The sequence below is a fragment of the Plantactinospora sp. BB1 genome, assembly GCF_003030385.1.
Lineage (GTDB): Bacteria > Actinomycetota > Actinomycetes > Mycobacteriales > Micromonosporaceae > Plantactinospora.
In genome coordinates this window covers 7,826,788-7,847,646 of the sequence record NZ_CP028159.1, presented here as the reverse complement: position 1 = coordinate 7,847,646, position 20,859 = coordinate 7,826,788, and the positions used below count along the sequence as shown (strand labels likewise).

The window sequence follows — 20,859 nt, the reverse complement described above, 5'->3', positions numbered from 1 at the left end:
ACGTATCTCTGCCGGGGCCGTACCGGGCTGCGTAGTCTTCCTGCCCATGACTCCGGATCATGGCGCTGACCGGGTTCCGGGTGGCTTCGCCGAGTTGCTCCGTCGGCGCCGGCTGGCGGCCGGGCTGACCCAGGCCGAACTCGCCGAACGGGCCGCCGTCGGGATCCGTACAGTCCGTGACCTCGAACGGGGCCGGGCGTCCCGTCCACAGCGGACGACCGTCGAGCTGCTCGCGGCCGCGCTCGGTCTGGCCGGTCAGGACCGGGCCGACTTCGTCGCGCTCTCCCGGGGCCAGGCCGGTCCGGCGGTGGAGGCGGGCGGCGAGGCACCCGCTCCGCCGTCCCGGCGCCGGCCGCCGCGCGGCTTCGGGCTCCCCGAGCCGGGTGAGCTGATCGGTCGGGACCGGGACGTCGCCGACCTGGCCGCGATGCTGACCGAGCAGCCACCGGTGGCGCGCGGCGTGGTCAGCCTGGTCGGTCTCGCCGGAGTCGGCAAGACCGGGCTGGCCCTCAAGGTGGCCCGGGAGGTGGCCGACGACTTTCCCGGCGGCACCAGCGGGATCGTGATGATCGAGGGTTCCACCGAGGGCGACGTCCTGTCGGTCGTCGCCACCGTCTTCGGCGTCGGCCGGGCCAGCGACCTCGCCGGCCGGTTCTCGGACACGCCGTCGCTGCTGCTGGTGGACGCCGTGGAGCGGGCTCCCGGTGCGGCCGCCGAAGCACTCAACCGGCTCGCCGAGATCGCGCCGACGCTGCGGGTGCTGACCACCGGACGGCACCCGGTGGGGCTCTCCGGCGAGCGGGTCCGGCCGGTCACCCCGCTGGAGGTGCCGCCCGCCGACGTACCGGCCGACCTCGCGGTGGTGGCCGACTATCCGGCCGTCGCGCTGCTGCTCGCCCGGCTGCGTCAGATCGGCCGCGAGCCGCCGCAGCCCGACGAGGTGGTCGCGCTGGTCGAGCTGGTACGCCGGCTCGGCGGGCTGCCCCTCGCCATCGAACTGGCCGCGGCGCACGGCCGGGTGCTCAACCTCAACGAGCTGCTCGACCGGTACGGCAACCGCCTGCTCGACCTCGGCCGGCCGCCGGTGGGTCGGGAGGCGGTGGTGACCCTGCGCGACACGGTGGCCGCGAGCTACCGGCTGCTCGACGCCGACGAGCGCGCCGCCCTGCGCCGCCTCTCGGTGCTGCGCAACCGCTGGTCCGTGGAGCTGGCCGAGGCGATGCTCGCCCCCGACCCGGTACCGGCCGAGGACCCGACCCCGCCCGGTGGACCGGGGTTCGCCGAGGGCGGCGACGCACCGTCCGGTGCCGGGGATGCCGGGGGTGCCGGTGCCGGTGCCGGTGACGAGCGGAGCGGTCCGGTCGATCCGGTACGTCTCCTGGACCGGCTGCTGGCGCACGGGCTGATCAACTCACGGGGTACCGGACCGCTGCGGTTCCGGGTACTGGACGTGGTGCGGGACTTCGCCGCCGAGCGGGCCACCGCCAACGGTGAACTCGCCGCGATCCGCCGACGGCACGCCTCGGTCTTCGCCGCGCTGGCCGCCCGGGTCGCGCCGGACCTGGCCGGTGCCCGGCTCGTCGAGGCGGTCGGCCGGCTCGACGAGGTCGCCGGTGACCTCTGGACCGCGCTGGCGTACTCGGCGAACGACGATCCGCACACCGCGCTGCGGCTGGCCGGCAACCTGGCCCGCTGGTGGCGCTACCGGGGACGGGACGTCGCCGGCCGGCAGTGGCTGCGAAGGCTGCTGGACGATCCGCGCACCGGTGACGCCGACCCGGCGGCCCGGGCGTGGGCGGAGGTCGGTGTGGCGCAGCTCGCCCAGGAGCACGGCGCGGGGCCGCAGGAGCTGCCGGCCGCCGAGGCGGCGGTGGCGACGTTCCAGCGGTTGTCCGACGTATCCGGTGAACTGGCGGCCCGGAACGTGCTCTGTGGACTCTGGACCGCGATCGGCGGCCACGACGAGGCGCGCCGGCACGGCGAGGCGGCTCTGGAGCTGGCCACCCGTGCCGGACGGATCCGGGACATGGCGGTGGCGCAGAACAACCTGACCTGGCACGAGATCAGGGTCGGCGACCTCGCCGCCGCCCGACGCCGACTGGCGGCGGTGGACCGGCTCGCCGGGGAGTGCGGCGAGGAGCGGCTCCGGGTGCTCGCCCGGGCGAACCTGGCCGAGGCGGCCCGCCTGGAGGGCCGGTACGCGGACGCGGTCCGGCACGGGCGGCAGGTGGTGGCCGCGCTGGCCGACCTCGGCGACCCCGGACACCGTCGGCGGGCGCTCGGTACGGTCGGTCTGGCGCTGGCCCAGGACGGGCGGATCGACGAGGCGACGGCGGTACTCGCCGAGTTGCGGGCCCGGAAGTCGGTCGACGGTGCCGGTCCGGCCGAGTTGGAGTCCGGACGCTCCCGGGCGGACGAGGTGCCTCCCCGGGACGACGGGATCTGCGCGCTGATCGAGGCCAGCCTGGCGATGTGGCGGGGTGACCGGGAGTGGGCCGCCGAGTGGTACGCGGCGGCCGTACGCGCCTGCGAGGGTTCCCGTGACCTGCGGGACGTGGCCGAGGCGCTGGTCGGGCTGGTGGCCAGCACCGACGAGCCGGCAGCGCGGGCGGCGGCGGTACGGCGTCTCGACCAGGTCTGCCGGGAGGGCGCCATCGTCCTGCTGCCCCGGGAGCGGGCACTGGTCGACGCGGCGGGCGTCGACCCGGCGGAGAGTTGACCGGGCTCTGAGAGCCGACCGGGCCGAGAGTTGACCGCGTGGTGGCGTCGGGGATTCCGTCACCTTGGGGCCGTGGCGCGAGCGGGACAGCCCCCCGACAGAGCCCTCACTGATCCCCGCTCGCGCCACGTCCCCAGAGCCCCCCGGCTGCCTGAAGATTAACCAGGCTCCGGTGCCCGTTTTTTCTTATTAACGCATGACGTGCCGATATGCGGCTGACTTCTGCCGGTCTTTCTGCCGGTGGTCCCCGGAGGTATCGCTCGTCCACTCCTGAGGTGATAATCAGGATCCGTGGCGATTGTTGGCACTCCGTGTCTGGAGATCAACAGCCGGTGGTCGCTCCGGCGGTCGCGCCCAGGCTGCCGGCGGTGGCGCCGGGATGGACCGCGTCCCGGACGATCCGCAGCGAGTCGAGCAGGTTCTCCAGCCGGGCCGGTTCGAGTTGTCCGATGAACCAGTCCTGGATGAGTTGGATGTGGCCGGGCAGCGTCTCCTCGAGTCGCGCCATGCCGGACTCCGTCACCACCGCGTACGCACTGCGTCGGTCGGAGGGGCAGGCGCGGCGGCAGAGCAGGCCGTCCCGCTCCATCCGGTCGACGACCCGGGTCACGCCGCTGGTGGAGAGCGAGGTCTGCGCGGCGAGGTCGGTCATCCGGAGTTGGTGCTCGGGCGACCGGGCCAGCCGCATCAGGACCTCGAACTCGACCGTCGACAGCCCGTGCTCCTCGAACTGGGCGGCGAATCTCCCAGCGAGCCCCGCGTACACCTCCATGACGAGGCCCACCGCGGTGATCCGGGCGTCGTCGTACAGGTTCTTGGTCACGCTGCCATCGTAGCAGTGATTGACACGGGGAATATTGCTATGTCTATAGTTGCTGAGTCAGTCATCGGTCACACAACCTATCTCCTGGGAAGGCATCACCATGACCAGCAGCGCCGAGTCCGCCACCACCCGTACGTGGGAAGGGCTGACGATCCCCACCGCCGGCACCTACCTGCTCGACCAGGCGCACAAGCGCGTCGGGTTCGTGGCCCGGCACATGATGGTGAGCAAGGTCCGTGGTCAGTTCCGCGAGGCGGAGGCGACGATCACCGTCGCGGAGAACCCGCTGGAGTCCGCGGTGACCGCGACCATCCAGGCCGCCAGCATCGACACCGGCGCCGATGACCGCGACAACCACCTGCGCAGCGGCGACTTCCTGGAGTCGGAGAAGTACCCGACCCTGGAGTTCCGCAGCACCGGGGTGAAGTCGCACAGCGGCAACGGGTTCGTGCTCGCCGGTGACCTCACGATCAAGGACGTCACCAAGCAGGTCGACCTGGAGGTCGAGTTCGAGGGTGCCGGCCGTAGCCCGTTCGGCCAGGACATCTTCGGCTTCACCGCGACCACCGAGATCGACCGCGAGGACTTCGGGCTGACCTGGAACGTCGCGCTGGAGACCGGCGGCGTACTGGTGGGCAAGAAGATCAAGATTGAGATCGAGGGCGAGGCCATCCGCCAGGCCTGACTTCCGTCGCCCGGCCACCCGCCGGGTCGGCACCAGGACGCCCCGGTCACCGATCACATGGTGACCGGGGCGCCTCGCTGGGTAATGCTCCCGATGGAAAGAGCAGCTCGATCGTGTGCGATCGTGGACGCGGCGCCGTTGCCCGCTCACCGAGGGGTCGGCGGGCGCCGTGACCGTGGCCGCGCGTGCGCGAGGCGCTCCCACGGTGATGATTGGAACACGCTTCCGCTGGGCAAGCCCCTCCGGATTGCGCGGACAGCGCCGCACGGCGGGAGGGGTCGATGGGCGAGGACGTGTCGGAGGTCCCCTTCACCCGGGAGGACCGGATCCGATACCGGCAGAAGGTACGCCGCTGTCTGGACGTCTTCGCGCTCATGCTGGACGACTTCGGCTTCGACGCCGACCGGCCGACCACCGGGCTGGAGATCGAACTGAACCTGGTGGACGCGGACGCCGAGCCGGCGATGCGCAACGCGGAAGTGCTGGACAACCTCGCCGACCCCAGCTTCCAGACCGAGCTGGGCCAGTTCAACCTGGAACTCAACGCCCGGCCCCGGCTGATCGAGGGCGCCGGCTTCGCCGACTACGAGCAGGACCTGCGGGCCAGCCTCGGCCGCGCGGAGGAACTGGCGGTCAAGTCCGACGCCAACATCATCCTGATCGGTATCCTCCCCACCCTCACCCCCCGGCACCTGGTCCGCGACAACCTCTCCAGCAACGAGCGCTACCAGGTGCTCAACGACCAGATCGTCGCCGCCCGGGGCGAGGACATCGAGCTGGACATCCGGGGCGTCGAACGGTTGCAGACCCACACCGACTCGATCGTCTCCGAGGCCGCCTGCACCAGTCTGCAGTTCCACCTCCAGGTCGCGCCGGACAGCTTCGCCGACTACTGGAACGCCTCCCAGGCCATCGCCGGGGTGCAGGTCGCGCTCGGCGCCAACTCGCCGTTCCTGCACGGCCGGCAGCTCTGGGCCGAAACCCGGGTCGCCCTATTCGAACAGGCCACCGACACCCGCCCGGACGAGCTGAAAGCCCAGGGGGTACGCCCACGGGTCTGGTTCGGCGAGCGGTGGATCACCTCGATCTTCGACCTCTTCGAGGAGAACGTCCGGTACTTCCCGCCGCTGCTGCCGATCTGCGACGACGAGGACCCGGTCGAGGTACTGCACAACGGCGGCATCCCCCGCCTCTCCGAGCTGCGGCTGCACAACGGCACCGTCTACCGGTGGAACCGGCCGGTCTACGACATCATGAACGGCCGCCCGCACCTGCGGGTGGAGAACCGGGTACTCCCGGCCGGGCCGACCGTGGTCGACATGCTGGCCAACGCCGCCTTCTACTTCGGGCTCGCCCGTGACCTGGCCGAGGGCGACCGGCCGCTCTGGAGCCAGCTCACCTTCAGCGCCGCCGAGGAGAACTTCCACGCGGCCGCCCGGCGGGGCATCGACGCCGCCGTCACCTGGCCCCGGCTCGGCGAGGTGAAGGTGACCGAGCTGGTTCTCGACGTACTGCTGCCGAGGGCGGCGGCCGGGCTGGACCGGTTCGGGGTCGGTGCCGACCACCGGGACCGGCTGCTCGGCATCATCGAGCAGCGCTGCCGTACCCGCCGCAACGGCGCGGTGTGGCAGGTCGAGGCGGTGCAGGCCGCCGAACGCGGTCGGGGGATGAACCGGTCCGAGGCCCTGCACCACATGCTGCGCCGGTACGGCGAACTCCAGCGGACCGACCAACCCGTGCACACCTGGCCGGTCGACTGACCGCACCCGTCGGCGGGAGCGGCCACGGTCGGCGGGAGCGTGTCCAGCGCCGGAGTCCGGAACACCGGCCGCTCGTCCAGCACCGCGTCGGCGGCGGCTCTCCTCGGCTTGGAGTGTCGGACGAGCGAGCGCCCGCGCTCAGCGGAAGCGGCGGCCGAGGCGGCCGAGCCTGCCCTTCGCACCGCCCTCGGCGGACTGCTCGGACTGCTCGGCCGGCTCCTCCGACTCGGTGGATCCGTTCGAGGCCGCGGTGTCGGCGTCGGCGGCTGCCGGGGTCGAATCGCCGCCGGTGGCGGTGTCGGACTCGTCGCCGCCGCGCGGCGTCGCGCGGGTCGGCTGGGCGGGCAGCCGCCCGGACCGGCCGCGCTTGCCCGCCGACTCGCCCCTCGTCGGTCTGCTCTCCGTCGGTCTGCTCTCCGTCGGTCCGCTCTCCGTCGGTCCGCTCGTCGGTCCGCCGCTCGTCGGTCCGCTGGCCAGGTCGGCGGTCCGGTCCGGGTCTCGGGGCGTGTCGGTGTCGGCGGTCCGGTCGGGGGTGTCGGTCGGTCGCGCCCGGTGCCGGACACCGGTTGCCGAGCCGCCGGTCTCGGCCGGTCGCGCCGCCGGGCCGCGGTCGGTCGGCGGCGCCTCCGGCCCGGAGCCGGAGGAGTGCGGTGCGGCACCCGATTCCGGGGTCTCGGCCTGTCGGGCCATCGTCTCCGCGCGCTGCGCCAGCGCCGCCACCAGCGCCGACCCGGCGAGACCGGCGACCACCGCGTACGGCGCCATCAGGTGCGCCGACACCTGCTCGGGACGGATGCCCACCAGCCGGGGCGCGGCGAGGAAGTAGGCGACCGCCACCAGCAACGGCCCACTGATCCCCGAGACGGCGGCACCGACCCGGGTCGCCGGCCGGCGTGCCGCCGAGCGGGCGGCGAGCGCGCCGATCAGCAGCGCGGAACCGAGGGAGAGGGCGGCACCGGGCCAGTAGAAGTACTCGCGGAACCAGAAGCGCTCGCCGTCGGAGGTCAACTGCCACACCCCGAGCTGCGCGGCGGAGAGCCCGCGTCCGGAGAGTACGCCGTCGACGACCGAGATCACCGCGAGCGCCCAGAGCCAGCAGACCGTACCGAGCACGTTGCTGGCGACGGCCGGTGACGAGATCGCCCAGATCGCCGCCACCAGCCCGAGCAGTACGCCGAGGATGGCGTAGCCGGCCGCGACGGTCTGCGGGGCGGAGGTGTCGACCCGGACCGCCGCCCGGGCGGGCACGGCGACCAGTACCACGGTCACCAGCGCGCCGATCGCGCTGGAGACGGCGAGCGCGGCCCGCCAGAGCAGGGTGGCCAGGGTCGGCGGTGGATCGCCGGCACGCCCGGTGGATCGCCGGCCGCCCCCGCCGAGCCGGTGCGCGCAGACCGCGCCGGCCACGGTCGAGGTGGCGGCTATCCAGGCGGCCCAGGTGAGGCTGGCCACCCAGGCCGCCTCGGCGCTGGCGCCGGCCGCCGGCACCCAGGCGATGATGCCGAGCCCGTAGCCGAAGCCCAGTTGAGCGGCGCCGGCGCCGGCGGCCACGCCGACCGCCGTCGCGACGGATCCTCCCCAGCCTCGTGCGGCCATGCGGGGCAGCGTAGCGTCCATCCGACGCCGGGGGCGAGCCGTCAACCGGGGGGAGCCGTCCCGACACGAACCGTGGCCGGTTGCGCTTCGAGGCCCGGGCCACCGATGCTGTCGGGCACACACGTGCACCGGGCGGACGGAACAACGGCGTGGGCTTTCGTACGCCGGATGGTGAGGCAGGGTCGGCATGACGGATGAGGCTGTGGCGGGACACCCGGACCAGGGCGGCGGTCCCTCGAACCGGACGGGCCTGTTCGCGGGCGCGGCGGTCGGGCTGGTCGTCTGTGCCGTCGTCGGTGCCCTCGGCGGCTACCTGCTGGCCGGCGACGGCGGTGAGCGGGAGGGGCCGTACGACGCCGGGGCCACCACCACCCCGACGGTGGAGGCCACGAGCAAGCCGCCACGGAGTACGCCGAGCCGAACCCCGAGCCGTCGACCGAGCAGCACGCCGCCGCCGATCGGCCAGATGATCCTGCCGGACGTGGTCGGCGAGGACTTCCAGAAGGCCCGGGAGCAGTTGCGCGAACTCGGCCTCGGCGTGCAGTTCGTCTTCGGCAGGGCCGGCGACGACCCCACTGTCGCCAGTACCAACCCGAGGGGCGGTACGGCGGTGAAGCGGGGCATCACCGTACGGGTCACCGTGGTCGGAGCGGCACCGGAGGTGGTGGTGCCCGCGCTCGTCGGCGAGTCCTGCAAGCAGGCGGCCCGGCGGCTGGTCGACGACGGCCTCTATCCGAACTATCCGACCGGCGAGCGGGGCGAGGTGCGCAGCCAGGAGCCGCCCGGCGGGACGGTGCTGCACTGGAACGAGCGGGTCCGGCTCTACTGTTCCGACGGTCCCGCGCCGGGCGGGACGCCGACGCCATAGCCCGCAGACGCGGCGCCGATCGGGCAGACACGCCCGGACTCGCGACGATGGCCGCGGCACGTCCCGCCGGATAGGTTTGAGGCGGTTCGCCCGGTCCCATCCGATGGCGAGAGGACGTGGCATGGCCGACGATCCGCGGCAGCCTCCGGACGACCGGGGTGTGGACGGAGACCGGGGCGTACCCGATGACGGGCCGAGGGCCGGCGACCCCGCTCCACCCACGGCAGCCGGTCCGCCCACGGCGGCTGGTCCGCCGACGGCCGCTGGTCCGCCCACGGCACCGGGTCCGCCCACGGCGGCCGGTGCGGGCCGGGACGATGCCACCCGGGTCGCCGGGAGTCACCGGCAACCCGGCGCACCGGATGCCACCAGGCCGATGCCGCCGCGCGAGCCGGCCTGGTCCGGCCGGGCCGGAGTGCCGCCCCCGGGCTCGCCCCCGCCCCGGCAGCCGCAGCCCGACTGGGGCTACGGCCCGGAGGCGGACGACCGGCGGTGGTGGATGCCGATCCTGATCGGGTCGGTGGCGCTGGTCCTGCTCGGCGCGCTGGTCGTCGCCGGCTGGGCGATCGTCGATGCGGGTCGGCGCGACACGCCCACCTCGCCGACACCGGTGGCGACCACCTCGGCGGCGCCGACCACGCCCGCGCCGACCACTGCCGCCACCACACCGAGCCCCACCCCGGCGGCCACCACCGGAGCGCCGGTGCCACTGCCCCCGCTCGTCGGGCTCTCCCAGCAGGAGGCGGTGGCGGAACTGGAACGGTTGGGGCTGGTGGCCCGGATCGAGCCGCGTACCTCCGCCCGGCCGCCGGGGACGGTGCTGGACACCGAGCCGTCGACCGGTACCGAGGTGGAGCCGGGCAGCGAGGTCCTGCTGGTGGTCGCCGAGCCACCGACCCCGCCACCGAGCACCGAGCCCGGTCCGACCGGCCCGCCGCAGCCCACCCCGGAGGGCTGATCTCACCGTCCGGCACCGGCACGACTCGGGAACGGGTCGGCCGGGGCGGGGACCGGCGGGGGCCGGTGGCCGGAGCGGGGCGGGACGGCGGAGTACCCGAACCCGGGCCGGTGCCGGCGGTCACCAGTACCGGCGTCTGGTGCCCACCATCACCAGCCCGACCGCGGAGATGACCAGGCCGAACAGGCCGGAGTACGCAAGCGAGCGCTGATAGCCCGGCGGCGGTCCGTCGGTGCGCGGCGCCGGGCCGGCCCGCTGTTCCCCGGTGCCGGCGGGTGACCGGTCCGGGCCGGTCGGCGTCGGGTAGCCCTCCCGGTCGTGCTCCGGTGCACCGGCCGGGTCGGTGGCCGGGTCGGGGATGTCGACGCCGTCCGGTTCCTCCCGGTCGCCCTGAGCCGGCAGCCGGTGCCAGGGCTGGAAGCGCCGCCCCGGCCATCCCCGGTCGGCGTCGGTGGGAGATGCGGGTACGGCCGCCCCGCCGTGTCCGGAGGGATCGACGAGCCCCGGGTCGGGCTCGCCACCCCCCGACTCGGCCGGCGACGTCGGGTTGGCGACCGGGTGCCGTACGGATGGTGGGCGGCCACTGCCGGTGGCGCTCGCGCAGCCGGGCAGGCCGACCGTGATCAGGATCAGCAGCACGCTGACCCGCATGCTCCGACACGTCGTCCGGTGTCGGTCGGAGGTCTCAACTGCCATCGGCGGCTCCCAGGTTCGGGGCCCTCGACGACGTGCGGGTTGGTCAACCCTGGGGTGGATACGCCCAGTCTAGGGCGGTGCCCGGGGCTGTCGCCCGACCTTTGCCGCAGATCCGCCTCAGCCGACCCGGACCCGCGCGGCCAGCGTGCTGGAGTTGGTCAGCGCGGGCCTGCGGGCCTCGGGATAGTTGTGCCGCCCGGCGTTGGTCTGGAGGTGTCGCAACCCGTTGATCTGCACGAATATCGACCGTCGCTCGACCGCGTCGCCGCTCGGGTTGAGTTCGTATCCGTCGAGCCAGACCCAGCCGTGGTAGGTCGGCCAGTCGTGCACCCGGATCACCCGGAAGTAGATGGGCTCGGCGAACTGGACGCTCGCCGCGCGGGTCACATGGAGCACGTCACCGGAGCGGGGAAGGGGCACATCAGCTCCTGTCCGACTGGCGCCGGGGGGCCGGCGAAAGTGGCGGGCGGGGGTCTGGTGGTGGGGCCTGACGCGGTCGTTCGGGCGCGCACCAGGGCCGGTCGGAGTGGGGCGTCGGCCGGGGCGATGTGTCGTTGCCATCACATCGCCCCGGCCGACACCTGTCGACTCCGGGACGCGCCAGCCGCCGTAGCGGCCCTGGCATACAGCGGCGGGGGCTCTTACCCCGGAGCGGGGCTTCTTGCCGTACCGCCGGCACGGCCGTCTCCACGGTCAGGCGAGAATGGGGGAGCATTGCGTCGCCTGACCAGAGGGGAACGCTGCGTAGCCCGAGCCATACGGACAGGGTGCATCAAGAACATGATCAATGCAAGTTGCAGTTTGCCCTTTGCTCCGGCATGGCGATAGTGGGTCGTACGGCGCTTGATGCGCCGCGCGTGGAACCGGCAGACTGGACCCGGTTTCGGCCCCTGTGGCCGACAGGGTCATCGCTCCATCCGCCGCGAATGATCCCCCGCCGATCGGCGGTCTCGAAGGCGCGGCGGCCCCGACTCTCTAATTGATCGTCCGGAGGTGACCCGGTGACCGAGCGCCGGAGCCCGACCATCCGCCGCCGTCGGCTCGGCGCCGAGCTGCGCCAGCGCCGGGAGAAGGCCGGAGTCACGATCGAGGCCGTCGCCGAGTTGCTGGAGTGCTCCGCGTCCAAGGTGTCCCGGATCGAGACCGGCCACACCACGGCCACCGTCCGGGACGTACGGGACATGCTCGGCATCTACGGCGTGACGGGCGCCGAGTGCGACGAGCTGATCCAGATCGCCCGGGAGGCCCGGCAGAAGGGCTGGTGGCATCCGTACAGCCCGGTGCTCGCCGGGGCGTACGTCGGGCTGGAGGCGGCGGCCGCCTCGATCCGGGCGTACGAGCAGCAGACCGTGCCGGGGCTGTTGCAGACCGAGGAGTACGCCCAGGCGATGATCCGGTCCGCCCGGCCGGACTGGGTCGCCGAGGAAGTCGACCAGCGGGTCCGTGTCCGGTTGGGTCGTCAGTCGTTACTTGACCCGGACGATCCGATCGATCTGTGGGTGGTGCTCGATGAGGCGGTGATCAGCCGGCCGGTGGGCGGCGACGCGGTCATGCGGGCCCAGTTGGAGCGGCTGGTAGAGGCCGCTGACCTACCGAACGTCACGCTCCAGGTCCTGCCGTTCGACGCCGGTGCGCACGCCGGCATGGACGGCACTTTCACCATCCTCGGCTTCCCGGAACCGGGTGATCCGGATGTGGTGTACGCCGAAAATGCCACGGGCGGGCTTTTTCTGGAGAAGCGGGATGAGCTGCAGAAATACATATTCATCTTCGATCATATCCGAGCGGCAGCCCTACGCCCGGAGGAGTCCGTCGCGCTGATTTCGAAGTTGGCAGAGGAGCCATTGTGGAAGTGGAGACAAAGGGGTACCGCGTCGACCTGAGCGGGGCAGCGTGGCACAAGAGTTCGCGTAGCGGACCCAATTGTGACAACTGCGTCGAGGTGGCCTTCGCGGGCGGCGCGATCGCGGTACGCGACTCGAAGAACCCGAGCGGGCCCGCCCTGATCTTCACGCCCGACGAGTGGGACGCGTTCGTCGGCGGTGCCAAGGACGGCGAATTCGACCTGACCTGACGGTCCCGGACAACCCAGCGCGGTCACCCGGCCAGCCCGCGAAGCTGCCCGGATGGCCGCGCTGGCCCGCGTCGGTGGAGCTTCCGGCCGGGTCGCCGGAGCTCCGGCCGGGCGGCGGGTCCGGCCGGCCGTCGCCGGTGACCGGCCGCGTCGTTGTACCAGACGGCGAGAGTCGGCATGACCGGCCGCCGCAGGGGGTTCGCAAACCGAGCGAGGCAGGCGAGACGGATGACGATCGGGTCGGAGAATCTGGGCAACGGCACCGGCAAGCCGGAACGGTTCGGCGGCAAGTACCGGGGTGCCCGCCGGGACAGCGGCGCCACGGTGGAGGAGGCGCCGGTCGACACCGACCTCGGCCCGGCCGAGGGTGCCCCGGCGGATCGGGTCACCGATCTGGGTGCCGGCCTGACGTCGGCGAGCCCGCCGGAGCGTACGCCGACGCTTCCGTCGCTGGACATGGGCGGCCTGACCGAGCCGGTCTTCCCGCCGGCCGGCTGGCCGGACGTGCCGCCGACCGAGCCGCTCGTCGACCATCCGCTGCTGCGCGGACTGCTGCTGGAACTGCCGCCCAAGGGCAGCATCCCGAACTCGCTCTGGCTCGACCGCTGGTTCGAGGCCGCCCGGGCGATCCTGGAACTGCTATACGTGCAGGACGCCAGCCGTACGCGATGAGCGCGACCGTACGGTGACCGCCCGCTCCAGCAGGCGGCTGTGCCGCAGCGCGTGCCGTACCCCGATGGTGCCGACCGCGAGCACCGCCACGGTGAGCACCAGGCCGATCATCCCCGGACTGGTCAGCGGCACCAGACCGGTGGCGGTGACCAGTGCCGGCAGCATGACCAGACCGGTCACCTGCACCGGCAGGGCGATCATCGGGTGTGCGGCGGCGGCGCGCAGCGCGGGTGGGGCCGGGGTCTCCGGCGCCGAGGCGAACGCGCCCGCGCCGCCCCAGATCTGCCGCAGCCGGCGTACGGTCACCGCCGCGACGACCACCGCGGGCACCGCCGGCAGCGCGAGCCCGACCGAGGTCCGGTCGGCGAGCGTCGGCTCCGCCTGCACGAGCCCGGCCAGCAGTACCCCGCCCAGCCCGGCCAGGCCGGACCCGACCAGCCCGAGCAGCAGTCCGGTACGCCGGCGCAGCGGTCGCGCCGCCCGCAGCTGTGGCAGCCCCTCGACGACGAGACCGGCCGCCAGCCAGACGGCGGCGATCGCGAGCAGGATGACGAGGTCGGTGTCCATGCCAACAGCCTTGCCCGTTTTCCGTTTCGGCGAATCCGGGCCCGCCCCCACCGATTCCCGGAGAAGTCACCCGTAGGGGGCGCGGAGCCGGCGGCCCAGGCAACGACGGCCATCTTTCCGTTGAGATAGAACGTTCGGGATCTACTGTTCCGCAAGGCTTCTGACTAGTGTCAGCTCGATCGGTCGTGCTGACCCGCCACTCAACGGGTGCGGGCGGTCGTGCACCGATCGGAGGGGAGGAGGGGAGATGAGTCTCCCTCGTAGGTCCGTTGTCGTCGGAGTGTCCACTCTGGCCATGATCGCCGCTGCCGCCGTACCGGCCGCCGCGGCTCCACCGGAAGCGCCGGTCCGGGGTGTCGGCAGCGCGAACGCCGTCGCCGACAGCTACATCGTGGTGTTCAAGGACACCGCCGTCGCCCGGACCAACGTGTCGACGACGGCCCGGAGCCTGATCGGCAAGCACGGCGGCAAGGTCGGCCGCACCTACAGCGCCGCGCTGCGGGGCTTCGAGATCAGCGCCTCCGCGCAGGCCGCGCGGCGGATCGCCGCCGACCCGAGCGTGGCGTACGTCGAGCAGAACAAGACGTTCCAGGTCAGCGGTACGCAGCCGAACCCCCCGTCCTGGGGCCTCGACCGGACCGACCAGCGGAACCTGCCGCTGAACAGCTCGTACACGTACCCGAACACGGCGTCGAACGTGAACGCGTACGTCATCGACACCGGTATCCGGTTCAGCCACAACGACTTCGGCGGCCGGGCGGTGAGCGGGTACGACGCGATCGACGGCGGCACGGCCGACGACTGCCACGGGCACGGCACGCACGTCGCCGGTACGGTCGGCGGCACCTCGTACGGGGTGGCCAAGGCGGCCCGAATCTACGGCGTACGCGTGCTGAACTGCGCCGGCAGCGGCACCACCGCCCAGGTGGTCGCCGGGATGGACTGGGTCACCGCGAACGCGGTACGCCCGGCAGTGGCCAACATGAGCCTCGGCGGCTCGGCGGACAGCGCGATCGACACCGCCGTCAACAACTCCATCAACGCCGGCATCACCTACGTGGTCGCGGCCGGCAACGGCAACACGCTCGGCGTGCGGCAGGACGCCTGCAACTACTCCCCGGCCCGGGTGCCGAACGCCATCACGGTCGGCGCCACCCAGAGCAACGACGCGGCGGCGAGCTTCTCCAACTACGGCACCTGCGTCGACATCCTGGCGCCGGGTGTCGGCATCACCTCCGCCTGGTACAACAGCAACACCGCGACCAACACCATCAGCGGTACCTCGATGGCGTCGCCGCACGTGGCCGGCGCGGCGGCGATGGTGCTCTCCACCAATCCGACCTGGACGCCGCAGCAGGTCCGCGACCACCTGGTCAACAACTCGACCCCCAACGTAGTGACCAACGTGGGCACCGGCACCCCGAACCGGCTGCTCTACGTGGTCAACGAGGCGCCGGCCAACGACTTCTCGGTCTCGGTCTCGCCGGGCACCGGGTCGACGACGCCGGGCGGCTCCGTGTCGGCCACCGTCGCCACCGCCACCACGGCCGGCTCGGCGCAGTCGGTGACCTTCTCGGCGAGCGGCCTGCCGAGCGGTGCCACCGCCACGTTCAGCCCGGCCACGGTCACCTCGGGCGGCTCGGCCACGCTGACCGTCGCCACCTCCGCCGCCACCCCGCCGGGGACGTACCCGCTGACCATCACCGGCAGCGGGACGTCGGCCACCCGGAGCACCCCGTTCACGCTGACGGTGACCGGTAGCAGCACCGGCTGCACGGCCAGCAACGCGGCCGACGTGGCCATCCCGGACACCAACGTCAACGTGACGAGCGGGATCACCATCTCCGGCTGCAACCGGAGCGCCTCCAACACCTCCACGGTGGCCGTGGAGATCGTGCACACCTACCGGGGTGACCTGGTCATCGACCTGATCGCTCCGGACGGCAGCGGCTACCGGCTGAAGAACAGCAGCATCGTCGACGGTGCCGACAACGTGAACGCGACGTACACCGTGAACCTCTCCGCCGAGACCGCCAACGGTCTCTGGCGGTTGCAGGTGCGGGACGTCTACTCCGGGGACACCGGCTACATCAACGCCTGGACCCTGACCCTCTAGTGCGCTGACCCACCGCGAGCGGGCCCCCTCCCAGACTGGGAGGGGGCCCGCTTCGTCGTCGGGGCGGCTAGAGGGTACGCAGGTGGAAACCGCCGTCCACGTCGATCACCTGGCCGGTGCTGAACGGCAGCAGGTCGGTGGCGACCGCCACGACGGCCCGGCCGACGTCGTCGGGCTGCCCCCAGCGCCGGATCGGGGTCAGGCCCTGGTTGAAGATCAGATCGTCGTACCGGGCCTTGACCGGGCCGGTCATGTCGGTCTCGATCACGCCGGGCCGGATCTCGTAGACGTTGATCCCGTGCTCGGCCAGCCGGGCGGCGTAGAGCTGGGTGGTCATCGCCAGTCCGGCCTTGGTGACGCAGTAGTCGCCCCGGTTCACGCTCGCCGTGTACGCGCTGATCGACGAGATCACCACGATCTTCGGCCGTTCCACCCGGCCGGCGGCCTGCTGCGCGATCATGGTGTTGGCGACGAGCTGGATCAGGAAGTACGGCCCCTTGAGGTTGATGTCGACCAGCCGGTCGAAGGACTCCTCCCCGGCCTCCAGCAGGTCCGCCCGGACGCTCGGCGCCACCCCGGCGTTGCTGACCAGCAGGTCGATCCGGCCGAACGCCGCCGTCGTCTCGTCGACCAGGTGCCGCCGGTCCTCGGCCCGGGAGACGTCGGCCCGGACCAGGTGGGCCCGGCCGCCCCGGGCCTCGACCTCCTTGCCGACCTCCGCCGCCGCGTCGGCGTTGCTGGCGTAGTTGACCACCACGTCGTAGCCGGCACCGGCCAGCGCCAGCACCACGCCGCGGCCGATCCCCCGCGACCCGCCGGTCACCACCGCCACCGGACGTCCGCTCACGCCGCCACCTCGCCGCGCACCGGGCCGAAGAAGGTGTAGTACGGCTCGTCCCGGGCGACCCGCTGGAGATAGAGGGCCAGCTCCCGGGCGTGGTAGTCGCCCCACATGCTCGACTCGCCGTTCGGCACCCGCTGCCCGGCCGGTACGTGGTCCCAGCCGTTCGGCCGGTGGTAGACCGAGTGCAGCAGCAGGCCCTGGTGCCGGGCGTCGGTGCTCAGGTACGGCTCGCCGAAGAGCGTGTCGGCGACGGTCAGCCCGGCCTGCCAGTACTTCCGGCCCTCCTCGGTCCGGCCGGCCTGGTCGAGATGGCGGCCGAGCCGGAGCAGCCCCTGCGCCCCGATCGCCGCCGCCGAGGAGTCCACCGGCTCGTGCGCGTTGTACGGGTCGGCCGGCCGGTCCAGATAGTCGCCGAGCTGGACCAGGCCGGGTGCGCCGGTGTCCCAGTACGGCACGCCGTCGGTGGGGGTGTGCGCCAGGTAGAAGTCGCAGGTGGCGGTGGCGGCGCGCAGCATCGTCGCCTCGATCTCGGCCCGGCCGCCGTACGGGGCCAGTTCGTCGTCGGGCACGGTCGCGAGGAATTCGAGCTGCTCCGGGAAGCCGAGCATCGCCCAGGCCAGCCCCCGGGTCCAGGTGCTGAACGGCGAGTACCCCTGCTGGGTGCTGGGGCAGCGGTAGCTGCCGTCGTTCACGTTGAAGATCGACTCGTGCGCGGTCCGGCCGAGGACGTCGTAGCTGTCCCGGCCCTCGCCGTAGTAGACGTTCCACCGGGCGGTGTTCCCGGCGTGCTCGACCAGCCGGCGCAGCAGCGAGATCCGCTCGTCCCGCTCGCCCATCAGCACGTGCCCGAGCAGGTGTGACACGGCGAGTGCCCGGCAGGACCGGATGGTGTCGACGAAGAGCGACTGCGGCCCGTTGAACGAGTAGACGTAGCCGGTGCCGTCCGCCGTGGTACGCCAGCGGGCGGCCTGCACCGCGCCGGTCAGCTTGAGCGCCAGCTCGTAGAAGTCCCGCTCGGCACGGTCGGCCGGGATCCGCCCCTCGTTCATCAGCCGCCACAGGTTCCCGTACGTGCTGACGTTGTTGAACCCGTGGTCGTGTACGCCGATGTGGCTGACGTGGCTGGCCATCACCGCCACGGTCTGCTCCCGGCCGGAGTCGAGGAACCGCCGCTCGCCGGTGGCGTCGAACTGGAGCAGCGCGGCGCCGTACTGGAAGCCCTGGGTCCACTCGGTCCAGCCCCGCGCGGTGTACTGCCCGTCGACGGTGAAGACCGGCGAGGCGGCGCCGGGCGGGCAGGTCTTCTCGATCGAGTCGATCTTCTGGGCGGAGGCCTCCCAGAGTCGTTCGATCTTGGGTAGCAGCGCGGACGGGGTAAGGCCCTGGTCGATCCTCATCATCGGCCCAGCATAGGAAAGCGCTATCCCGAGCAACAGGGGGCCACCACACCTACTCCGGCATCCCCGCGAGCTGGGCGGCCGGGGTACGCAGCGCCAGCGCCGTCGGCACCAGGCTGGCCAGTACCGCGGCGAGCAGGCAGCCCGCCGCGATCAGCGCGATCGGCGTCCACGGCACGCTGATCTGCGGCTGCGCCACCAGCTCGGCCAACCGGGCCCGCAGCCCCGCCAGCATCGCGGCGGCCACCAGCCCGGCCAGCGCCGTGCCGGCCAGCCCGACCAGCACCGCCTCCAGGCCGACCATCCGCAGCACCTGCCCGGGAGTCGCCCCGGTCAACCGCAGCACCGCCAGCTCCCGGCGCCGGTCGTTGGTCGCCATCACCAGCGTGTTCGCGACCGCGATGCCGGTGTAGAGCAGCGCCATCCCGAGCACCGCCAGCAGGGCCACCCGGTTCTGCTCGTACTGCACCGCGTCCCCCGCCACCAGATGCTCGGCGGTCGGCAGTACCCGCCCACCGCCGGCAACGGCCGCCGCGTCGAGCGCCGCCGGGTCACCCCCGTCCAGATAGACGACGTCGGCGCCGCCGGGCTGGTGCGCCCGACCCAGCTCCCAGGGAAGCAGCAGGGTCCGGTCCAGGTCGAGCGAGTCGTCGAGTACGGCCACCAACCGCAGCCGCACCTTCGTCGTGTCGGCGAGCCACACCTGGACCCGCTCACCGACCCGCCAGCCCATCGACCGGCTCACCGCCACCGTGTCGGTACCGGTCAACCCGTCGAGCGAACCGGCCACCACCGGCAGCCGCAGCACCCGGTCCAGCCCCGCACCGACGTACCGGGCCGAGTACTCCTCCGGGTAGTCGTCGCTGCGCACGTACACCTCGCTCTGCCGGCTCGGCACGGCGGCGCGCACCCCGGCGACCCGGCCGAGCGCCGCGACCGTCGGCTCGGCCAACCCCACCGGACCGCTCGCGGTCGCCACCGCGCTCGCGGTGACCCGCTCCCGGGCGGCGCTCTGCTCCGCCTGCCAGAGCGTCGCGGTCAGCGGCAGCGTGGTGGCCGCGATGCCGACGGTGACCAGGATCGGCGCGGCGGTGGCGGAGGTGCGGCGCAGCGCGCTCAGCGCGCTCGCCCGGGCGATCGCACCGGTCTGCCCGCGCAGCGGAGCGCCGAGCAGCGGCACCAGCACCCGGATCAGCACCGGCGCGAGCAGCCCGGCGGCGACCAGGGCCAGCTGGGCGACCAGCATCACCATGGCCAGGCCGTCCGAGACCCCGATCTCCGGCAGCGCGGCGAGCAGCAGCACGGCGCCGCCGAGGAAGAGCAGTCCGAAGAGCCACCGTCCCCAGCCCATCACCCGGGTGTCGACCGACGCCTCGCGCAGCGCCTCGACCGGGCGTACCCGGGCCGCCCGCCGGGCCGCGACCCCGGCGCCGAGCAGGGCGACCAGCAGGCCGGCCCCGGAGGCGGCGAGCAGCGGCCAGAGCACGAACCGGGCGGTGAAGTCCTCCGGCGCGAAACCGGACCGGGCCAGCCAGTGCGCGTACGGCGGCGCGGTGACCAGGCTGAGCAGGCTGCCGGCGAGCCCGGCCAACACCCCGACGAGTACCGCCTCGCCGAGCACCAGCCGGCGGATCTGCCGGGGCGTGGCACCGGTGGTACGCAGCAGGGCGAACTCGCGCCGGCGCTGGGCGACCGCGAACGAGAAGGTACCCGCGACCACGAAGACGGAGACGAAGGTGGCCACCCCGGCGGTGGTACCCAGCAACGACGCCGCGAGGGCCAGCGCGTCGTCGTCCGGATCCGGCTCGGCGGCCCGCCGGTCGTCACCGGCGAGGACCCGGAACCCGGGCGCGGCGGCCCGGACCCGCCCGGCGAGCGTGCCGACGGAGACCCCGTCCCCGGCCCGGAGCGCCACGGCGCTGATCCGGTCGCCGGCCAGCGCGGCGGCGACCCGGTCGGTGCCGAAGACGACGACCGGCCCGTCCTGGTCTGCCGCTCGCTCCTCGTCGCCCGGCCCGTCCGCCGTGCCGGCGGCCGGGGGCAGCACCCCGCTGATCGTGAACGTCCGTGGCCCGTCCGGGGTCTGCACCCGGATCCGGTCACCCGGCCGGTGCCCGCCCGGCGAGGTGGAGACCAGCTCACCGTCCACGGTGGGCGGCTCACCCACCAGTGCGCCGTACCCGCCCAGTGCCGAGGCGGACCAGGGGCGGACGATCCCGGGCGTACCGGCCAGGTCGACCGGGACCTGACGGTCGGGTACCGCCACCGCGACCCCCGGCACCGTGCCCAGCCGGGCCGCCAACTCCGCCGGTACCGGCCGGGACTGCCGGGTGTCCGTGGTCGAGGTGTACCGCTCGTCGCCGGTACCCGTGCTGACGCTGACCGAATTCGGCCCGGCCACCACCACGTCGGCGTTCCGGTACCACCGGGTGGCCCGGTCCGTTCCGCCAACGCTGGACGTCAGGGCCAGCCCGGTGGTGGCGAGCAGGCAGACGCCGAGACAGAGCGCGACGAAGGTACCCACGAACGCGGTCCAGCGGCTCCGGAACGTCTGGCCGGCGAGCGTCAGCACGGCGCGACCCGGCCCGCCCGGGGCCGGGTGATCAGCGCACGGGCGATCGCCACCCGCTGCTGCTGTCCTCCGGAGAGCTGGGCCGGCCGGTGCCCGGACCGTCCGGCCAGCCCCACCGCGGCGAGTGCGGCCCGGACGTCGCCCCGGTGCGGCCGGCGCCCGGCCAGCCGCAGCTGCAGTGCCACGTTCTGTTCGGCGGTGAGCGCGGGCAGCAGGTTGAAGGACTGGAAGACGAAGCCGATGATGTCCCGGCGCAGCAGTGTCAGCCGGGTCTCGGAGAGCCCGCCCAGGTCGACGTCGCCGATCGTGACGCTGCCGGCGGTCGGCCGGTCCAGGCCGACCGCGCACTGCAACAGCGTGCTCTTGCCGGAACCCGACGGACCCATCACCGCCGTGAAGGTGCCGCTGGCGAAGCCCAGGGTCACCCGGTCCAGCGCGGTCACCGCGCCCTCGCCCGAACCGTACCCTCTGCTGACCTCCGCCAGCCGCACCGCGTCCATGGCAGCGAGTCA

General features: G+C 73.2%; 17 protein-coding genes and 1 pseudogene. 9 read left to right on the top strand and 9 right to left on the bottom strand.

The window, feature by feature from the left end; all coding sequences use genetic code 11:
- Positions 1-46: 46 nt before the first annotated feature.
- A complete protein-coding gene (locus C6W10_RS34465; RefSeq protein ID WP_107263193.1) occupies positions 47-2,719 on the top strand; it encodes a helix-turn-helix domain-containing protein in 2,673 nt (890 codons plus the stop codon).
- Between the two features lie 322 nt (positions 2,720-3,041).
- On the opposite strand, the gene C6W10_RS34460 is transcribed toward C6W10_RS34465, so the two are convergent.
- A complete protein-coding gene (locus C6W10_RS34460; protein ID WP_369931436.1) occupies positions 3,042-3,491 on the bottom strand; it encodes a MarR family winged helix-turn-helix transcriptional regulator in 450 nt (149 codons plus the stop codon).
- A gap of 151 nt (positions 3,492-3,642) precedes the next feature.
- Here C6W10_RS34460 and C6W10_RS34455 point away from each other — a divergent pair, with 151 nt between their 5' ends.
- Both C6W10_RS34455 and C6W10_RS34450 read left to right on the top strand, forming a co-directional pair.
- A complete protein-coding gene (locus C6W10_RS34455) occupies positions 3,643-4,227 on the top strand; it encodes a YceI family protein (protein WP_107263191.1) in 585 nt (194 codons plus the stop codon).
- Positions 4,228-4,508: 281 nt separating this feature from the next.
- On the top strand, positions 4,509-5,987 hold the full coding sequence (locus C6W10_RS34450; RefSeq protein ID WP_107263190.1) for a glutamate-cysteine ligase family protein: 1,479 nt from the start codon (positions 4,509-4,511) through the stop codon (positions 5,985-5,987).
- Between the two features lie 138 nt (positions 5,988-6,125).
- On the opposite strand, the gene C6W10_RS34445 is transcribed toward C6W10_RS34450, so the two are convergent.
- The gene (locus tag C6W10_RS34445) at positions 6,126-7,583 is read right to left on the bottom strand and encodes a hypothetical protein (RefSeq protein WP_159104871.1); all 1,458 of its coding nucleotides are present in this window, start codon (positions 7,581-7,583) and stop codon (positions 6,126-6,128) included.
- 187 nt (positions 7,584-7,770) lie between these two features.
- Between C6W10_RS34445 and C6W10_RS34440 the strand changes: the two genes are divergently transcribed.
- Both C6W10_RS34440 and C6W10_RS34435 read left to right on the top strand, forming a co-directional pair.
- The gene (locus C6W10_RS34440; RefSeq protein WP_107263188.1) at positions 7,771-8,451 is read left to right on the top strand and encodes a PASTA domain-containing protein; all 681 of its coding nucleotides are present in this window, start codon (positions 7,771-7,773) and stop codon (positions 8,449-8,451) included.
- 376 nt (positions 8,452-8,827) lie between these two features.
- A complete protein-coding gene (locus C6W10_RS34435; RefSeq protein WP_107263187.1) occupies positions 8,828-9,409 on the top strand; it encodes a PASTA domain-containing protein in 582 nt (193 codons plus the stop codon).
- A 120-nt stretch (positions 9,410-9,529) separates the two neighbouring features.
- Here the strand turns inward: C6W10_RS34435 and C6W10_RS34430 are convergent, their stop codons facing one another.
- Together C6W10_RS34430 and C6W10_RS34425 are read right to left on the bottom strand one after the other, a co-directional pair.
- Positions 9,530-10,105: a hypothetical protein gene (locus tag C6W10_RS34430; protein ID WP_159104870.1), complete on the bottom strand. Its 576-nt coding sequence runs from the start codon at positions 10,103-10,105 to the stop codon at positions 9,530-9,532.
- A 117-nt stretch (positions 10,106-10,222) separates the two neighbouring features.
- A complete protein-coding gene (locus C6W10_RS34425) occupies positions 10,223-10,525 on the bottom strand; it encodes a hypothetical protein (RefSeq protein ID WP_234361522.1) in 303 nt (100 codons plus the stop codon).
- Positions 10,526-11,106: 581 nt separating this feature from the next.
- Between C6W10_RS34425 and C6W10_RS34420 the strand changes: the two genes are divergently transcribed.
- The 3 genes from C6W10_RS34420 (at position 11,107) to C6W10_RS34410 (ending at position 12,851) form a co-directional block, all read left to right on the top strand.
- Positions 11,107-11,988, top strand: a complete 882-nt coding sequence (locus C6W10_RS34420; protein ID WP_107263184.1) for a helix-turn-helix transcriptional regulator — start codon at positions 11,107-11,109, stop codon at positions 11,986-11,988.
- Positions 11,958-12,179: a DUF397 domain-containing protein gene (locus C6W10_RS34415; RefSeq protein WP_101368887.1), complete on the top strand. Its 222-nt coding sequence runs from the start codon at positions 11,958-11,960 to the stop codon at positions 12,177-12,179. The genes C6W10_RS34420 and C6W10_RS34415 overlap by 31 nt, the downstream gene beginning before the upstream one ends.
- A 228-nt stretch (positions 12,180-12,407) precedes the next feature.
- Positions 12,408-12,851 (top strand): hypothetical protein, encoded by a 444-nt coding sequence (locus C6W10_RS34410; RefSeq protein WP_107263183.1) that lies wholly within the window; start codon positions 12,408-12,410, stop codon positions 12,849-12,851.
- Here the strand turns inward: C6W10_RS34410 and C6W10_RS34405 are convergent.
- Complete coding sequence (locus C6W10_RS34405; RefSeq protein ID WP_107263182.1) at positions 12,819-13,418, bottom strand: hypothetical protein; 600 nt, start codon at positions 13,416-13,418, stop codon at positions 12,819-12,821. The genes C6W10_RS34410 and C6W10_RS34405 overlap by 33 nt on opposite strands.
- 247 nt (positions 13,419-13,665) lie before the next feature.
- On the opposite strand from C6W10_RS34405, the gene C6W10_RS34400 reads away from it, so the two are divergent.
- Positions 13,666-15,534: a S8 family serine peptidase gene (locus C6W10_RS34400; RefSeq protein ID WP_107263181.1), complete on the top strand. Its 1,869-nt coding sequence runs from the start codon at positions 13,666-13,668 to the stop codon at positions 15,532-15,534.
- Between the two features lie 67 nt (positions 15,535-15,601).
- On the opposite strand, the gene C6W10_RS34395 is transcribed toward C6W10_RS34400, so the two are convergent.
- The 4 genes and pseudogenes from C6W10_RS34395 to C6W10_RS34380 form a co-directional block, all read right to left on the bottom strand.
- Positions 15,602-16,381 (bottom strand): 3-ketoacyl-ACP reductase, encoded by a 780-nt coding sequence (locus C6W10_RS34395; RefSeq protein WP_107263180.1) that lies wholly within the window; start codon positions 16,379-16,381, stop codon positions 15,602-15,604.
- Positions 16,378-17,778 carry a hypothetical protein gene (locus tag C6W10_RS34390; protein WP_199853794.1) on the bottom strand — a complete coding sequence of 467 codons (1,401 nt, stop codon included), beginning with the start codon at positions 17,776-17,778 and terminating at the stop codon, positions 16,378-16,380. The genes C6W10_RS34395 and C6W10_RS34390 overlap by 4 nt, the downstream gene beginning before the upstream one ends.
- A 49-nt stretch (positions 17,779-17,827) precedes the next feature.
- Positions 17,828-20,347 carry an FtsX-like permease family protein gene (locus tag C6W10_RS34385; RefSeq protein ID WP_107263178.1) on the bottom strand — a complete coding sequence of 840 codons (2,520 nt, stop codon included), beginning with the start codon at positions 20,345-20,347 and terminating at the stop codon, positions 17,828-17,830.
- Positions 20,348-20,367: 20 nt separating this feature from the next.
- Positions 20,368-20,847, bottom strand: a pseudogene (locus C6W10_RS34380) (ABC transporter ATP-binding protein); the annotation flags it as partial.
- Between the last annotated feature and the right edge of the window lie 12 nt (positions 20,848-20,859).

Coding starts and splice junctions, on each gene's coding strand:
- C6W10_RS34465 (WP_107263193.1), top strand. CDS start 47: ATGACTCCGGATCATGGCGCTGACCGGGTTCCGGGTGGCTTCGCCGAG.
- C6W10_RS34460 (WP_369931436.1), bottom strand. CDS start 3,491: ATGGAGGTGTACGCGGGGCTCGCTGGGAGATTCGCCGCCCAGTTCGAG.
- C6W10_RS34455 (WP_107263191.1), top strand. CDS start 3,643: ATGACCAGCAGCGCCGAGTCCGCCACCACCCGTACGTGGGAAGGGCTG.
- C6W10_RS34450 (WP_107263190.1), top strand. CDS start 4,509: ATGGGCGAGGACGTGTCGGAGGTCCCCTTCACCCGGGAGGACCGGATC.
- C6W10_RS34445 (WP_159104871.1), bottom strand. CDS start 7,583: ATGGCCGCACGAGGCTGGGGAGGATCCGTCGCGACGGCGGTCGGCGTG.
- C6W10_RS34440 (WP_107263188.1), top strand. CDS start 7,771: ATGACGGATGAGGCTGTGGCGGGACACCCGGACCAGGGCGGCGGTCCC.
- C6W10_RS34435 (WP_107263187.1), top strand. CDS start 8,828: ATGCCGCCGCGCGAGCCGGCCTGGTCCGGCCGGGCCGGAGTGCCGCCC.
- C6W10_RS34430 (WP_159104870.1), bottom strand. CDS start 10,105: ATGGCAGTTGAGACCTCCGACCGACACCGGACGACGTGTCGGAGCATG.
- C6W10_RS34410 (WP_107263183.1), top strand. CDS start 12,408: ATGACGATCGGGTCGGAGAATCTGGGCAACGGCACCGGCAAGCCGGAA.
- C6W10_RS34405 (WP_107263182.1), bottom strand. CDS start 13,418: ATGGACACCGACCTCGTCATCCTGCTCGCGATCGCCGCCGTCTGGCTG.
- C6W10_RS34400 (WP_107263181.1), top strand. CDS start 13,666: ATGAGTCTCCCTCGTAGGTCCGTTGTCGTCGGAGTGTCCACTCTGGCC.
- C6W10_RS34390 (WP_199853794.1), bottom strand. CDS start 17,778: ATGATGAGGATCGACCAGGGCCTTACCCCGTCCGCGCTGCTACCCAAG.